Genomic DNA, 14,874 nt, shown 5'->3' with positions numbered 1-14,874 from the left:
ATGCGCGGGACGCGGCACGGCGGTTGATCCGCACGGCCGACGCGCGGAGAATGAGCCGCTCGTGCCCACGACCGGAGACACACGATGCCCCAGCCCGACCGCCATCCGCCGATCAGCGCCGCCGTGTACTACCGCGATCCGGGCGTCGCGCTCGAATGGCTGCAGCACGCGTTCGGCTTCGCATGCGGCATCGTCGTCCGTACGCCCGAAGGCGAGGTCACGCATGCGGAGCTCACGCATCGCGGCGGCGTCGTGATGATCGGCGGACACTGGGCCGATTTCGTTGCGAGCCCTCAAGAGATCGGCGGCAGGAACACGCAAAGCGTGCACGTGCAGCTTGCCGACGGCCTCGACGCGCATTGCGAACACGCGCGGCAGGCCGGCGCGGAAATCCTGCAGGAACCGGCCGACCAGTTCTATGGCGACCGCACCTATCGCGCGCGCGATCCGGAACAGCACGTATGGACGTTCGGCCAGCACGTGCGCGACGTGACGCCCGAGCAGGCGGCCGCCGAAACCGGCCTGACGTTCGAAGGCTGGTCCTGATGCGCGGCGCGTGCGCGCATCGATTCTTTTCATCCATAGATTCGGCGTGAACCGGAGCGCATCGCTTATCCGGATCGACCGGGTTGATGCGGAACGCGGTTGCAAGTTGCTCGCGCTATATATTCATGAAATGCATGAGTGGATTCGAAAAATACGTTTGTCGCATGAGACGCGCGAGCCTACGATGCGGTCCTGATGACGGCGCGCGTGTTGCGCGCCGTCCTTTCGATCCCCGTTCGCCGACCTCATGCGCCTCGATCTCCCGTCCGCTCCCGCATCCGCTTCCCCGCCCGCCAGCCCGTTCGCGCGCGTGGCCGTCGTCACGATCCTGACCGGCGTCGGCGCGGGCTTCGGCGGCATGCTGATCGCGTTGCTGCTGCATGCGATCCAGCACGTTGCGTACGGTTACAGCATCGCGCACGTGATCGGCACCGAGAGCTTCCTCACCGGCGTGACCGGTGCCGATCCGCTGCGCCGGCTTGCGGTGCTGATCGTCTGTGGGATCGTCGCCGGCGGCGGCTGGTGGGCGCTTTACCGGTACGGCCGGCCGCTCGTCAGCATTCGCCGCGCGGTGCGTGCGGCCGATCCGCGGATGCCGTTCGTCAGCACGACGATCCACGCGCTGCTGCAGATCGTCACCGTCGCGCTCGGTTCGCCGCTCGGCCGCGAAGTCGCGCCGCGCGAGATCGGTTCGCTGCTCGCCGGGCAGCTCGCGCATCGCGCGGGGCTCACGCCCGGCGACTGCCGGCTGATGGTCGCGTGCGGCGCGGGCGCGGGCCTCGCGGCCGTCTACAACGTGCCGCTCGGCGGCGCGATCTTCGTGCTCGAAGTGCTGCTCGGCACGTTCGAACTGCGTGCGCTGATCGTCGCGGTCGTGACGTCGGCGATCGCGGCGGCCGTCGCGTGGATCGGCCTCGGCAACGAACACCAGTACACGGTGCCGCCGTTCGTACTGAGCGCGCCGCTCGTCGCATGGTCGATCGTCTGTGGGCCGCTGTTCGGCTTCGCCGCGTACGGCTTCGTGCGGCTCACGACCCGCGCGCGGGCGAACGCGCCGAAAGACGGGCGGCTGCCAGTGCTCGCGCTGGTCAACTTCGCGGTGATCGGCGTGCTTGCGATGCGGTTTCCGCAACTGCTCGGCAACGGCAAGGGGCCGGCGTCGCTCGGCTTCGACGGCACGCTGACGATCGGACTCGCGGCGACGCTGCTCGTGCTGAAGGTGCTGATCGAGGCGGGCAGCCTGCGGGCTGGCGCCGAGGGTGGCCTGCTGACACCGGGCCTCGCGAACGGCGCGCTGCTCGGCGTCGTGCTCGGCGGGCTGTGGAGTCTCGTCTGGCCGGGCGCATCGATCGGCGGGTATGCGCTGATCGGCGCGACCGCGTTTCTCGCCGCGTCGATGCAGATGCCGATCACGGCGGTCGTGCTGCTGCTCGAATTCACGCGCGCGAATCACGACAGCCTCGTGCCGATGCTGCTTGCGGTGGCCGGGGCGCTTGTTGCGTACCGGTTTGCGCAAAGGCAGGCCGAGCGGCGGGCGAAGGCGATTGCGATGGTGGGCGAACACTCGGCAGCGACGCGCTAACTCAGCAACGAGGCGCGCGAGACGTTGGGCGGCCGGTCGCTGACGCTCGACGCGCTGGTGGCGAAGTATCTCGCGCGCGATTACCGGAATCCCGTGGTCGAATCGGAAGTCGGGGATGTGAAGTTCGACTTCCTGAAGTGCGTCGACCTGTATCACGGCAAGGAGCTCGACGCCGCGGCGAAGCAACTCGTCTTGCGCCCGAACAGCACCTATCGGACGGGGAACCCGCGGAAACCGCTGTAGTGATGTGATCAAGCACCGTTGCGCAATGCAGCGGTGTGTCGTCTGCTGTTTACCGTATCGCCGGCGCTATTCAAGCGTCCTGATCGAATTGCTGATGCCGCGCGCACAGTCGATCACGGCCGGCGCGAGCTTGCGGCGCGCGTCGTCGAACGTCCAGCGGCTCGTCGGCGCGACCACATGCACGGCCGCGACGGGCTGCCCCTGGCTGCCGAGCACGGGCGCCGCGATCGACATGTCGCCGATGAACAGTTCTTCCTGATTGGTGGCGTAGCCTTCGTGCCGCGCGCTGTCGAGCAGCGCGACGAGTGCGTCGAGCGCCGTGACCGTGCGCGGCGTGTGCGGCGTGCGCGCCATGCCGTCGAGCCGCGCGCGCGCATCGTCGGGCGGCAGCGCGCTCAGGAACGCGCGGCCGCTGCCGGTGCAGTACATCGGGATGCGGCTGCCGATCGGCATGTGGATCGGCACGAACTTCGTCGACACGAAACGCGCGACGTACACCATCTCGTCCTCGTCCGGCTCGGTGAGGTTGGTGGTTTCGCCGGTCAGGTTCGTGAGCTCGGACAGGAACGGATTCGCGACGTCGATCAGCGTATCGGCCGCGAGGTAGTTGAAGCCGATCCGCATCACGTGCGGCGTGAGCTGGTAACGCCGCGTGACCGGATGCTTGCGGATATAGCCGAGCTTCTCGAGCGTATAGACCATCCGCTGTGCCGAGCTCTTCGTCATCCCCGCCGCGTCGGCCACTTCCGCAAGCGTCATCGTGCGCCGCTTCGCGCTGAACGCGCGCAGCACGTTCAGCCCTTTCTCCAGCGACTGGTTGAACAGCAGGTCGTTCGACTGATCGGGCAAAGTTTCCATGAGCAGGGGCTTGGTCGATTCGATATCGAATCATATCGTATCGAATATCGATACACAAAAATCTATTTTCGATATTTTTGATTCGTTTTAAGATCGGGTCATCGTCGCAACGTCGATCGGCGACTGGCGGCGCACCGGATTATTCGAGAAGGGGACATCATGGTTTCGTTCATCAAGCAGTTCGGCGCACTGGCCGCCGGTTTCGCCACCTGTATCGCAATCTCCGCGGCATCGGCGGGCGCCGTCGCGGCCGAGCCGACGCTGAAGGTCGGCGCGACGGCCACCGGCGTTCCGTTCACGTTTCTCGACGTCAAGAGCAATTCGATCCAGGGAATGATGGTCGACGCGATCACCGCGGCCGGGAAATCGGCCGGTTTTCGCGTCGACGTGCAGCAGACCGTGTTCTCGGCGCTCATTCCGTCGCTCACCACGCAGAAGATCGACATCATCTCGGCCGCGATGCTGAAGACGCCGGCGCGCCAGCAGGTCGTCGATTTCTCCGACACGGTCTATTCGTTCGGCGAAGGCGTGATCGTGAAGGCGGACGACCCGGGCCGCTATACGTCGATGGACGATTTCAAGGGGCAGGTGGTCGGCGCACAGGTCGGCACGGCGTTCGTCGATGCGCTCAACAAGAAGGGCATCTTCAAGGAAGTCCGGACCTACGATTCGATCGCCGACATCATGCGCGACGTCGCGCTCGGGCGCATCAAGGCCGGCTTCGCCGACCAGCCGATCGTCGCGTACCAGATCGAGCACGGCGTCAACCGCCAGGTGCGGCTCGTGCCCGAATACCAGAGCGTCGTGAAGGGGCAGGTCTGCTTCATCGTGCGCAAGGGCGATACCGCGACGCTCGAGCAGCTCAACGGCGCGATCCGCAAGATGAAGGGCGACGGCACGCTGCAGCAGATCCTGCAGAAGTGGCACATGAGCTGAGCGCCGGCCCCCGGTTCCTCGCCGGTATCGCCCGCATCTCGCGGGCACCCGCTGCGGCGGCCCGCTCGGCTGTCGCATAGGAGACCTCATGTTTTTTCAGAATGCGATCGATTTCCTGCCGATCCTGTTGAAGGGGGCGGTGGTCACGATCGAGATCACGGCATGCGCGTTCGTGCTCAGCTCGGTGCTCGGGCTGGTCCTCGCGCTGCTGAAGGTGTCGCGCAACCGCGCCGTGTCGACGGCCGGCAGCACGATCGTCAACGTGATCCGCGGGCTGCCGATCATCGTGCAGCTGTTCTACATGTACTTCGTGCTGCCCGATCTCGGCGTGCAGCTGTCGGCGTTCCAGGCCGGCGTACTCGGCCTCGGCATCGCGTACTCGGCCTACCAGGCGGAAAACTTCCGCGCCGGCATCGAGGCGATCGACCGCGGCCAGATCGAGGCCGCGCACGCGATCGGCATGCGCGGGCCGATGATCATGCGGCGCGTGGTGCTGCCGCAGGCGTTCCGCATCGCGCTGCCGCCGTACGGCAACACGCTCGTGATGCTGCTGAAGGATTCATCGGTCGCGTCGACGATCACGGTCGCGGAGATCACGCGGGCCGGCCAGTTGATCGCGTCGTCGACGTTCCAGAACATGAGCGTCTATACGCTCGTCGCGCTGCTGTATCTCGCGCTCGGCCTGCCGCTGATGTTCGGCGTGAACCGGCTCGGCAAGCGGCTCGCGCTGAGGAGAGGCACATGATCCGGATCGATTCGATACACAAGCGCTTCCAGCAGCACGCCGTGCTGAAGGGCGTGAGTCTCGACGTGCGGCAGGGCGAAGTCGTGTGCCTGATCGGGCCGTCCGGCTCGGGCAAATCGACCGTGCTGCGCTGTATCAACGGCTTCGAGACCTACGACGAAGGCTCGATCACGATCGACGGCGTGAAGGTCGATGCGCATTCGAAGCGTATCCACGAACTGCGGATGCGGGTTGGCATGGTGTTCCAGCGCTTCAACCTGTTCTCGCACCGCACGGCGCTCGAGAACGTGATGGAAGGCCCCGTGCATGTACGGCGGGTGCCGGCCGCGCAGGCGCGCGAGCAGGCCCGCGCGCTGCTCGACAAGGTCGGGCTCGCGCATCGGATGAATGCATACCCGTCCGAGCTGTCGGGCGGCCAGCAGCAGCGCGTCGCGATCGCACGCGCGCTGGCGATGGAGCCGCAGGCGATCCTGTTCGACGAGCCGACGTCGGCGCTCGACCCCGAACTCGTCGGCGAAGTGCTCGGCGTGATGCGCGGGCTCGCGCGCGACGGAATGACCATGGTGGTCGTCACGCACGAGATGGGGTTCGCGCGAGAGGTGGCCGATCGCGTGTGCTTCCTGCACGACGGCACCATCTGCGAAAGCGGGCCCGCGCGCGACGTGCTCACGCAGCCGACGCATCCCCGCACGCAGGAATTCCTGCGTCGCCTGCTGGCGTCGGACGGCGCCGCCAACCCGGATCGACCATGAGCGAAAGGAAATCGGCACCCGCATGGCCCGACTCACAGTGGCCGGATTCGCTGTGGGCGGCGACAGCCGCGCCGGCGCCTGACACCCCCGCGCTCGATGCGTCCGCGTCGTGCGACGTGGCGATCGTCGGCGCCGGCTTCACGGGTCTGTCGACCGCGCTCCACCTGGCCGAACGCGGCGCCAACGTGCGCGTGATCGACGGCGCGCAGCCGGGCTGGGGTGCGTCGGGCCGCAACGGCGGGCAAGTGATCCCCGGGCTGAAATACGACCCCGACGAACTGATCCGCCGGTTCGGCGACGAGGCCGGCGAGCAGCTTGCCGGCGTTGTCGGCGGCGCGGCCGACACGGTGTTCGACCTGATCGCGCGGCACGCGATCGATTGCGATGCGCGTCGCCACGGCTGGATCCAGCCGGCGCCGACTGTCGCGATGCTCGATACGGTCGCGCGCCGCGCGCAGCAGTGGGCCGCGCGCGGCGCGCCGGTCGAAGTACTCGGCCGCGACGACGTCGCGCGGCGGCTCGGCACGCACGCGTACGCGGGCGGCTGGATCGATCGCCGCGCAGGCAGCGTGCAGCCGCTCAGCTATACGCGCGGCCTCGTGCGCGCTGCGCAGGCGAGCGGGGCGGTCGTGCACGGGCTGACGCGCGCCGTCGGGCTGACGCGTGCCGACGGCCGTTGGCGGATCGCGACGGCCGGCGGTGCGACGCTGTCGGCGGATCGCGTCGTGATCGCGACCAACGGCTACACGGACGGGCTGTGGCCCGGCTTGCGCCAGTCGGTGATCGCCGCGAACAGTTTCATCGTCGCGACGCAGCCGCTCGCGCCGGATCTCGGTCGCGACATTCTCGCCGGCGGCGAGGTCGCATCGGACGCGCGGCGCCTGCTGCTGTATTTCCGCCGCGACTCGGCCGGCCGCCTGCTGATGGGCGGCCGCGGCCCGTTCGCGGAGCCGCGCGCGACGAGCGACTGGCGCCATCTCGAGCGCGCGACGACGCTGCTGTATCCGCAACTGAAGGGTGTCCGGTTCGAATACCGCTGGGCGGGGCGCGTCGCGATCACCGCGGATTTCATGCCGCACGTGCACGAGCCCGCGCCGGGCGTGACGATCGCGCTCGGCTACAACGGCCGCGGTATCGCGATGGCGACGACGCTCGGCAAGCATCTGGCCGCGCACCTGTCGGGCGATGCGCAACTGCCGCTGCCGTTCCGGGCCACGCCGATCCGGCCGATTCCGTTTCACGGGTTGCAGCGCTTCTACATCGCGGCCGGAGTGGCCTGGTATCGGCTGCTCGACAGCCTTTCCTGACGGGGCGCGGGCGCGGGTCGCCATGCGTCGTCCGATCGGGCAGAATCGACACTCCCAGTTTCCGCCGACGGATGCCGCATGACCGACTCGATCGATTCCCCCGGCCGCCGCGCGTACGCGAGCTTCGCGCAACGCTATGCGGACATCGCGCCGACCAAGGCGCACAACGCGCTCTACGAGCGTCCGGCGACGATGGCGCTGCTCGGCGACGTCGACGGCCTGACGGTGCTCGACGCCGGCTGCGGGCCCGGCATCTGCAGCGAGCACCTCGCGCGCCACGGCGCGACCGTGCACGCATTCGACGTGACGCCGGAGATGGTTGCGCTTGCCCGCACGCGTTGCGCGGGTCTTGCGGTCGAGGTGACGGAAGGCGATCTGTCGGTGCCGCTTGACTGGCTGCCCGACGGCCGCTTCGACAAGGTGCTGTGTTCGCTGGCGTTCGACTACGTGCGCGACCTCGAAGCGCCGCTACGCGAATTCCGGCGCGTCGCGCGGCCGGGAGCGACGCTCGTGTTCTCGATGGCGCATCCGATGCGCGACTGGATGGACGAACGCACGCGCGGCGAGGGCACGTATTTCGACACGTCCCGGTTCGGCTTTCACTGGTCGGGCTTCGGCGAACCGAAGCCGTATGTCGAAGCCTGGCGGCGGCCGCTCGCCGACATCCTGAACGCGGTAGCCGACAGCGGCTGGCGGCTCGACCGGTTCGTCGAACCCAAGCCGCTGCCGGAGATGAAGGCTGTGTCCGAACGACTCCATGCGGAGCTGTCGTTGGCGCCGGCCTTCCTTTGCATCCGCGCGCGCCGCTGACGCCGCGCGGCGGTCAACCGGCGCTCAATGTTTCACCGGCTCGTCGTTCAGCGTGCCGAGAAACGCTTCGATATCCTTGATATCCTGCGCCGTCATCGCGGGCGTGTCGCCCGGCTTGCGATCGAACGGTGCATCGGTCACGTCGACGTTCGCGCGATACTTCGGCGGGATGTCGTCGTACTCGTCGACCTTGCCGTCCGTGCCGCGCGAATAAAACTTCTGCGGCGAGATGCTGCGCTCGTTGTAGAACGCCATCACCTGGTCGAGCGTGTGGAACACGCCGTTGTGGAAGAACACCTGGCGCGTCGCCGAATTGCGCAGCGTCGGCGTGAGGAACATCCCGCAATACTGCGTCTGGTCCTTCAGGTCGTCACGGAACGGCCCGCACACGCCGAGATCGTAGAACGCCGCGTTGCGGTTCTGCGCAAGCTGCTTGTTGCGCGGCGCGCCGAGCGCCTCGTACTGGTAGTCGGTAAACATCGGCGGCAGCCCGTCCTTGCCGGGCTTCGACAGGTGGCAGCCTGCGCAATTCGCCTTGTCCGGATCGTTGAACAGGCGCAGCCCGCGCAGTTCGGCCTGCGACAGGCGCGCACGGCCCTCGAGCCAGCGATCGTACTTGCTGTTGTACGGATGGAACGACGGATCCTCGACCTGATACCGCGCGATCGCGAACATCGCTTCCGACACCGCGAGCTGCGGGCTGTCGAACACACGCACCCCGAACAGCTGCTCGAACTGCGCGCGGTGCGACGACTGCGCGAGCTTGTGCGCGACGTCGTCGATGCTCGCGTTCGCCATCTCGACCGGATTCAGCAGCGGGCCGAACGCCTGCTGCTGCAGCGTATCGGCGCGGCCGTCCCAGAACATCCCGCCCTGCGGCACGAGCTGCGGCGCGGCCGACGTGCCGGCCACCTTCTGCGCCTTGACGACGCCGGCCGCCGCCGCGGCCTGCTGCGCGACACTCGGCGCGGCGTCGTTTTCACCGGCATCGGGGCCGATGCTGAAGTTCGGCTGGCGGTACAGATACATCAGCGACGGCGGCGGGCGATACCCGTGCTGCGTCATCGCGAGGCCGCCCGGCTGCACGTCGAGCGCGTTCGGCGGGCCGTACGCATGATCGGGGCTGTGGCACGACGCGCACGACTGCTTGCCCGACGCGGACAGCGACGGATCGACGAACAGCGCCCGCCCGAGCTGCGCGACCGCCGACAGCGGCTGCGCGGCGGGCCGCTGCAGCACGACCGGATGCGGATTCGCGCCCGTCCAGTCGGCGACGACGGTGCCGATCGCCGCGGGCACCCGCGCGGGGAACGCGACCGCGAATGCGCCATAGCCGAGCACGGCCGCGCCGAGCACGAACGCCGCGCGGCGCAGCAGGCGGGAAGGGGAGCGCGGCGCGGGGGTGCCGGAGGCGTCGGGAGACGGGAACGCGGGGCGAGCTGTCATGCTGTCGGTCGGAAATCGGGCGCCGCGCGAAGCGGCGCGTTAAATGGAAACGGCCGGCGCGTGATGCGCCGGCCTGCGGTCAACGGAAGCCGATCAGATCGACGGCGCCGCGCTCAATGCCGTACCGAGCGTCGGGTCGAGGTACAGCGGCGTCGTGTTCGGCTTCGACGTGAAGTCGAACAACCCGCGCAGGTCGCCCGCCGTCGCATCGAACGAGCCGCCGCCGATGCGCTGGCCGCCAAGCCAGTTGTCCTCGATGAAGCGCACGACCGATGCCTGGTCGATCATCGTGTGGTCGACATAGTTCTGCTTCGCATACGGCGAGATCACGATCAGCGGAATTCGCACGCCCGGACCGCAGCGGCCGTTCACGGTGCCGCCGTTCACGCCCGTGGTGCCGCCCGTGCCGCACTTGCCGTTGCCGTTGACCTGGTCGACGGCGTCGGACGACGAATGGGTCGGCGCCGTGTACACGTGGTCGTACCAGCCGTCGGAGTCGTCATAGGTGACGATCACGGCCGTGTTCTGCCAGTCCGGCTGCTGCTGCAGGAAGTTGACGACCTTCGTCACGAACGCCTGCTCGTCGAGCGGATCCGAATAGCCCGCGTGCGCATCCTGCGCGGCCGGCGCCTTCAGGAAGCTGACCGACGGGAAGTTGCCGGCCTTCACCGCGGCGAAGAAATCGTCGCTGTCGTACTGGTGGTTCGCGGGTTCCGCCGTCTTGCCGTCGGTCTGGACGCTCGAACCGATCGCCGCGATCGAGCTCGGGCGCGTGTGCTGCGGATTCGACGTCGACGCGTAGTACTGGAACCAGTTGTGGTGCGGGATGTAGTCGGCCGTCGCCGCGTTCACGGCGGTGGCGACCGTGCTGCGGCTGCAGCCAGTCGTGCCGTTGCCGTTGGTCGTCGACAGGTTGAAGCCGCCCATGAAGCCGCCCCACGTGATCTTCGCGCCGTTCAGCAGGTCGCCGATGTTCTTGCCCGTCATCATCGCCTGGTCGGTCGTGCTCGAGCACACGTCGAAGCCGGGGTCGACGTCATTGATCATCGTGAAGCCGCCCTGGCCGTCGTTGATGTAGTACGAGGTGGCTGCGAGCGTCGACGGCTGCTTCGACGTCTTGACGATCTGCATCCCGTTGGTCTGCCCCGACACGACGTTCAGCGCGCCCGGTGTCGACGGGCCGTAGACCGTCGTGTAGGCGTTGTCGCTCATCGCGAAGCGCTGCGCGTAGTTCCACAGCGCGGTCACGGTGTTGCCGTCGAAGTAGCCCATCACCTGGCCCTTCGTGCCGAACGCGCCGGCGCCGCCGGACGAGCCCTTGCCGGTGTATTTCGGGAACAGGTCGGCGAGGCCGTTGTCCTCGGCCAGTTGTTCGGCCGTGTACGCGTGGTTCTGGTCGGCGGTCGCGGCCTGCGTGCGGTCGAGGCGGAACGGGTTCGCCGCGTCGGTGCCGTTGGCCGTGTTCGTGAAGTTCGGGTTCGCGGTGAGCAGCGTGCCCGTCAGGCCGTTGGGCGTCGGCGTGCCGGGCTTCGCGGTGAACGCCGGTTCGCCCGACGGGTTCGCCGCGTTCGGGTAGGTGCCGAAGTAGTGGTCGAACGAGATGTTTTCACCGTAGATCACGACGACGTGCTTGATCGGCGTGGCGGTCTGCAGCGCATCTTGCGACGACACCGCGGGCGTCGACGTCGGATCGTCGCTGCCGCCGCAGGCGAACAGCGCAAGCGCCGCGGCTGCGCAGGCGGTGACGAGCAAGGCTTGACGGAACATCGGGAAACTCCAGGTAAGGCCTTCGATGGTGGAGAGCGGCCCCGTCGCCGTGTCGGTTCGGCGCGGAGCTCGCGAGAGAGCACGCGCATTGGAACAGTCGCGTATGAAGATATGGGGACGGAGTGGTTTCGCGACGGTTGCGCTGCGGTATCGATTCCATTACGGCGCAACGCGGTGCGAAAGAGAACGGAAAGGGGCAGACCGCGCGCAACCACGAAGACACATTTCGCGGCGCGCGGGGCCGTTGCCGTGAATGCCGCGCGAGGCGGGCGAGAGGGTGCCGTCGGCCGGTTCGCGCGTAATGCCGTGGTTACCGCGTTTTTGACAATCGTGTGACGTATTCATACGATGAACGCCCTGAGGCGACGATTTCATGTTGTCGACCGTTACCGAGAATTCAGCATGCCGATCCCGGTTCTGTTTGCTGTCCTGTGTGCGGCGTTCCTGCATGCGTCATGGAATGCACTCGTGCGCAGCAGCGGCGACCGGCTGCGGTCGGCCACGGTGCTGCAAATCGCGATCGGGCTGTTCGCGCTGCTGTTCCTGCCTGCCGCCGCGCCGATCACGCCCGTGAGCTGGCTCTGTGTCGTCGCATCGGCCGTGATCCACGTCGTCTACACGTTGCTGCTTGTGCGCGCATACGAGCACGGCGACCTGACCGTTACCTACCCGGTCGCGCGCGGCACCGCGCCGCTGCTCGTCACGCTCGGCGCGGCGGTGTTCTCGGGCGAGCACCTGAACGCCGGCGCGCAAGGCGGGCTCGTGCTGATCTGCGCGGGCATCATGGCGATCGGGCTGGAGGGCGGGCGCGGCGCGAAGCACCGGATGACGCAGGTGCTGCCGACCGCGTTCGCGACCGGCGTGTCGATCGCGGCCTATAGCGTGGTCGACGGGATCGGCGTGCGGGAAAGCGGCAGCACGGTCGGCTATACCGCGTGGATGTTCGTGTTGACGGGCATGATGATGGCCGCGTACTACCGGCTGCGCGCGGGGCCGCTGCGGCTGACGCAGGATGTCGGCGAGACGGCGAAGGCTGTGTGCGGCGGCGTGTTCGCGGCGCTTGCGTACGGCATCGTGATCTGGGCGATGGATCGCGCGCCGATGGGGCCGGTGTCGGCGCTGCGCGAAACGAGCGTGGTGTTCGCGGCGCTGATCGCACGCGTGTATCTCGGCGAGCGACTGACGCCGCGCCGTGCTGTGGGATGTGCGGTGATTGCGGCGGGGGCGCTGCTGATCAGTGCGTTCGAGGCGGTGCGGTGAAGGCGTCCCAGGATGCGCAATGCGTATATGGCCGGGTGCTGATTTTCAGAACCGAAATCCGAAAGCTGACGTGTGAGCTTAATCGTTGCTGACGCAACAAATTAAACCGTATTTGGAGAGAACCGTGGAGGGAGGCGAAGCGGCGCACAAACTCCATCGGGCCGCTTCGGTAGGCCGATTTAGCCGAAAAGACCTAGCGCGGGGAGCGCGTAGGTCGCAAGATGAAAGAGAACAACAAATAGCGTAGCTGCAATGAACGTGATACCCCACTTGCGCGACGACCAACGTCGGTAAGCGAAGGCATTGAGTGCGGCAAAGACGACCGAAGGCCACAAGGTCAGAGCGAACAGGCCGACGATGAATACCGCGTGTGGAGCGCAGTGTTCCATGTCGTTGCAGCCGGTCGAATGCGACGGCGGAGCAGGCCAATGAATACGGCTGAACGTGTAAAGGGACGCCCATGTGATGAGCAAACCCCATAGGAACCCCGGAACTGCAACCGACAGTCGTTTCATTTAACTTCCCAGAAAAGGATTTCTTTCGAGTCGGCCAGATCTGAATACCAATTCCCGCGTCGACCCCGAAGGTAATCAAGTGGGTTAATCATGCTCGGCACGCCTATGCGAAACCTCCAGAACGAAGCGGTAGATGGCGTAAGGGTATCCTTGTTCCATAGGTCAATATGGCCGCCGCTCAACGCGTCGCCAGAATCCCCTTCTTGCCGCCAGTAGCCAAAAAAATAGATGATACCGGTTCGGCCTTTAATCTTGCGCTGCCAATCCTGGCCGGTGATGTTCTCCGGCTTGCCCAGGCCGAGGAACGGATGAAGCTTCAACCATTCGGCCAACTCGTAGGCGCGGGTCGCTGTCGCTTTCCCGTCGAGTATCAGACGACCTAACGACTTCTTCCCCGGCATCGGTTTCAACACCTTCTGCGAAAACGACTTCATGTCGCTTCCGACGTGGTGAAACGTAAGGCTCATGCGAATGGCGCACTGGTTCTCATACTGGCCGGTGGGATCGTCGTATGGATCCTTCTTTGGATAGGCGCTCCAAAGTTCCCGAAATGACAACGTCTGAAGCGTTACCGGTTTGATGGACCCTTTAGTGTCGTTCGAGCGAACCTTCGTAGGCTTGTTTGGCATCAGTCAACTCTCGTATTGTTTTTCGATGGCTTCGTCGCCCCAATAAACCGTGTACTCATCGGGTTTGTTGCCGGTATCGATGCGGGGCAATTCTCCGCTTGGATCGAGTCGGCCGTTGTACGTGCGGCCATCCGCCGTTTCGATGTGGTACGGATATCCGACAAGTATTGACTTGCGCGTCGTACACACCAGCTTTTCGTCGTAGCCGGAAGGCGCGGCAGATTGGGTTGGCGATGTAGGTGACCGAGCTTCACGGGTGGCTGCCACTTGCCTGGACGTGCCGCTGTCAGCTTCGTAGAAAATTCGGCTGTCGCCGCCTGCGATGACCTTGTTTTGTCCACACGGACAGAGCACGGGGTCTCCATTCAAAACGACTCTACGACCGTGGCAACTCATGCGCGTGGCGCTGCCGAAAATCTTGAATGCCCCGTTGCAATTGCCACACGTTGCTTCGTCGCCATCCAGAGCAATGCGTTTACCGTTATCGAATATCGTTGACGTGACGGCAATGACGAATCCGCCGGTAGTTGTCGAGTCACTGTCTCTTGCTGCTGTTCTGCGCATCGTCGTTTCCTTTTGCATTAAGGAATCGAAGACAGTCATCGATAAGGGAGAAATTGTCTATGGGACTAATTCGAATTTGTACGGAATTCATTCGACGGTCACGTGGCGGCAACGCCGCCGTCGATCTCGCCGACGCCCATCTGCGAATGACCGGCAGGCGCGCCGGCTGTCACGCCTCCACCGGCATCGCGCTCGTGCACTTGATCTCGTCGAGGCACACGCTCGAATGCACGCCGCTCACGCCGGGAATCCGCATCAGCGTTTCGAGCAGGAACTGCGACAGCCCCTTCAGGTCGTGCGCGACGACCTTCAGCACATAGTCGATGTCGCCCGTCACCGAGAAACACTCCTGGATCTGCGCGAGATCGGACACCAGTTTCTGGAACTTCGACAGGTCGCGGATATGCCCGCGCTCCATCGTCACATGCACGAACGCGGTGACGCCGAAGCCGAGCGTGTCGGGGCAGAGCCGGGTTTCGTAGCGGCGGATCGCGCCGATCTCTTCCAGCCGCCGGTGGCGCCGCAATGTCTGCGCGGGTGACAGGCCGACGGCCTTCGCCAGATCGAGGTTCGACGCACGGCCGTTCTCCTGCAGGATCGAAAGCAAGTGGCGATCGATGCGGTCGAGAACCGGTTCAGGCATTTTTATTTCCTCATTTGTCTCCTGGATGCAATCTTATCTCATAATGTAGGGTTTGCATGAACGGGTTACGAAACCCGATTTCGCCGTCGCGACGCTAAACTGACGCCGGATTTTCGTGTGTGGCCGCAGCAATGCGGCGTGGGCGACAAGTCGGCGGCCGGTCTGGCGGGCACGCCGACGCGAATCGGGCGCCGCCACGCGAAGATTGCAGTTCCCAACCCGGCGGCTCCACGAACGCCGCCGGCACAGCGAAAACAGCGCCCGGCACACC

General features: G+C 66.0%; 16 protein-coding genes. 9 read left to right on the top strand and 7 right to left on the bottom strand.

Annotated features, from left to right (window positions below; all coding sequences use genetic code 11):
- Nucleotides 1-84: 84 nt before the first annotated feature.
- The 3 genes from BT264_RS05200 to BT264_RS05190 all read left to right on the top strand — a co-directional run bounded on the left by BT264_RS05200 (nucleotide 85) and on the right by BT264_RS05190 (nucleotide 2,371).
- Entirely contained in the window at nucleotides 85-546 is a 462-nt protein-coding gene (locus BT264_RS05200; protein WP_072436744.1) for a VOC family protein, read from the top strand.
- 247 nt (nucleotides 547-793) lie between these two features.
- Nucleotides 794-2,128 carry a chloride channel protein gene (locus BT264_RS05195; RefSeq protein ID WP_072436745.1) on the top strand — a complete coding sequence of 445 codons (1,335 nt, stop codon included), beginning with the start codon at nucleotides 794-796 and terminating at the stop codon, nucleotides 2,126-2,128.
- Nucleotides 2,129-2,152: 24 nt separating this feature from the next.
- Nucleotides 2,153-2,371, top strand: a complete 219-nt coding sequence (locus BT264_RS05190; protein ID WP_072436746.1) for a T6SS amidase immunity protein Tai4 family protein — start codon at nucleotides 2,153-2,155, stop codon at nucleotides 2,369-2,371.
- Between the two features lie 66 nt (nucleotides 2,372-2,437).
- On the opposite strand, the gene BT264_RS05185 is transcribed toward BT264_RS05190, so the two are convergent.
- Complete coding sequence (locus tag BT264_RS05185) at nucleotides 2,438-3,229, bottom strand: IclR family transcriptional regulator (protein WP_034179587.1); 792 nt, start codon at nucleotides 3,227-3,229, stop codon at nucleotides 2,438-2,440.
- Nucleotides 3,230-3,388: 159 nt separating this feature from the next.
- Here BT264_RS05185 and BT264_RS05180 point away from each other — a divergent pair, with 159 nt between their 5' ends.
- The 5 genes from BT264_RS05180 (at nucleotide 3,389) to BT264_RS05160 (ending at nucleotide 7,779) form a co-directional block, all read left to right on the top strand.
- A complete protein-coding gene (locus tag BT264_RS05180; RefSeq protein ID WP_072436747.1) occupies nucleotides 3,389-4,165 on the top strand; it encodes an ABC transporter substrate-binding protein in 777 nt (258 codons plus the stop codon).
- 88 nt (nucleotides 4,166-4,253) lie between these two features.
- Nucleotides 4,254-4,910 carry an amino acid ABC transporter permease gene (locus BT264_RS05175; RefSeq protein ID WP_072436748.1) on the top strand — a complete coding sequence of 219 codons (657 nt, stop codon included), beginning with the start codon at nucleotides 4,254-4,256 and terminating at the stop codon, nucleotides 4,908-4,910.
- Nucleotides 4,907-5,662 (top strand): amino acid ABC transporter ATP-binding protein, encoded by a 756-nt coding sequence (locus BT264_RS05170; protein ID WP_072436749.1) that lies wholly within the window; start codon nucleotides 4,907-4,909, stop codon nucleotides 5,660-5,662. The genes BT264_RS05175 and BT264_RS05170 overlap by 4 nt, the downstream gene beginning before the upstream one ends.
- Nucleotides 5,659-6,969, top strand: a complete 1,311-nt coding sequence (locus tag BT264_RS05165; protein ID WP_072436750.1) for an NAD(P)/FAD-dependent oxidoreductase — start codon at nucleotides 5,659-5,661, stop codon at nucleotides 6,967-6,969. The genes BT264_RS05170 and BT264_RS05165 overlap by 4 nt, the downstream gene beginning before the upstream one ends.
- Before the next feature lie 78 nt (nucleotides 6,970-7,047).
- Nucleotides 7,048-7,779 (top strand): class I SAM-dependent methyltransferase, encoded by a 732-nt coding sequence (locus tag BT264_RS05160; protein ID WP_072436751.1) that lies wholly within the window; start codon nucleotides 7,048-7,050, stop codon nucleotides 7,777-7,779.
- Nucleotides 7,780-7,803: 24 nt separating this feature from the next.
- Here the strand turns inward: BT264_RS05160 and BT264_RS05155 are convergent, their stop codons facing one another.
- Entirely contained in the window at nucleotides 7,804-9,225 is a 1,422-nt protein-coding gene (locus BT264_RS05155; protein WP_072436752.1) for a cytochrome-c peroxidase, read from the bottom strand.
- A gap of 93 nt (nucleotides 9,226-9,318) precedes the next feature.
- The gene (locus tag BT264_RS05150; RefSeq protein WP_072436753.1) at nucleotides 9,319-10,992 is read right to left on the bottom strand and encodes a phospholipase C; all 1,674 of its coding nucleotides are present in this window, start codon (nucleotides 10,990-10,992) and stop codon (nucleotides 9,319-9,321) included.
- Between the two features lie 402 nt (nucleotides 10,993-11,394).
- Here BT264_RS05150 and BT264_RS05145 point away from each other — a divergent pair, with 402 nt between their 5' ends.
- Nucleotides 11,395-12,252: an EamA family transporter gene (locus BT264_RS05145; protein ID WP_072436754.1), complete on the top strand. Its 858-nt coding sequence runs from the start codon at nucleotides 11,395-11,397 to the stop codon at nucleotides 12,250-12,252.
- 179 nt (nucleotides 12,253-12,431) lie between these two features.
- On the opposite strand, the gene BT264_RS05140 is transcribed toward BT264_RS05145, so the two are convergent.
- The 4 genes from BT264_RS05140 to BT264_RS05125 form a co-directional block, all read right to left on the bottom strand.
- Nucleotides 12,432-12,767 carry a hypothetical protein gene (locus BT264_RS05140; RefSeq protein WP_072436755.1) on the bottom strand — a complete coding sequence of 112 codons (336 nt, stop codon included), beginning with the start codon at nucleotides 12,765-12,767 and terminating at the stop codon, nucleotides 12,432-12,434.
- Complete coding sequence (locus BT264_RS05135; protein ID WP_072436756.1) at nucleotides 12,764-13,396, bottom strand: type VI secretion system amidase effector protein Tae4; 633 nt, start codon at nucleotides 13,394-13,396, stop codon at nucleotides 12,764-12,766. The genes BT264_RS05140 and BT264_RS05135 overlap by 4 nt, the downstream gene beginning before the upstream one ends.
- 3 nt (nucleotides 13,397-13,399) lie before the next feature.
- Nucleotides 13,400-13,978, bottom strand: coding sequence for a PAAR domain-containing protein (locus tag BT264_RS39795; protein ID WP_256260568.1), 579 nt, complete (start codon nucleotides 13,976-13,978; stop codon nucleotides 13,400-13,402).
- A gap of 151 nt (nucleotides 13,979-14,129) precedes the next feature.
- Entirely contained in the window at nucleotides 14,130-14,603 is a 474-nt protein-coding gene (locus tag BT264_RS05125; RefSeq protein WP_034179576.1) for an Lrp/AsnC family transcriptional regulator, read from the bottom strand.
- Nucleotides 14,604-14,874: the final 271 nt, after the last annotated feature.

The organism is Burkholderia sp. NFPP32 (assembly GCF_900119325.1).
GTDB lineage: Bacteria > Pseudomonadota > Gammaproteobacteria > Burkholderiales > Burkholderiaceae > Burkholderia > Burkholderia pyrrocinia_C.
The sequence above is the reverse complement of the archived record's forward strand: the minus strand, read 5'-3'. Positions and strand labels throughout refer to the sequence as shown.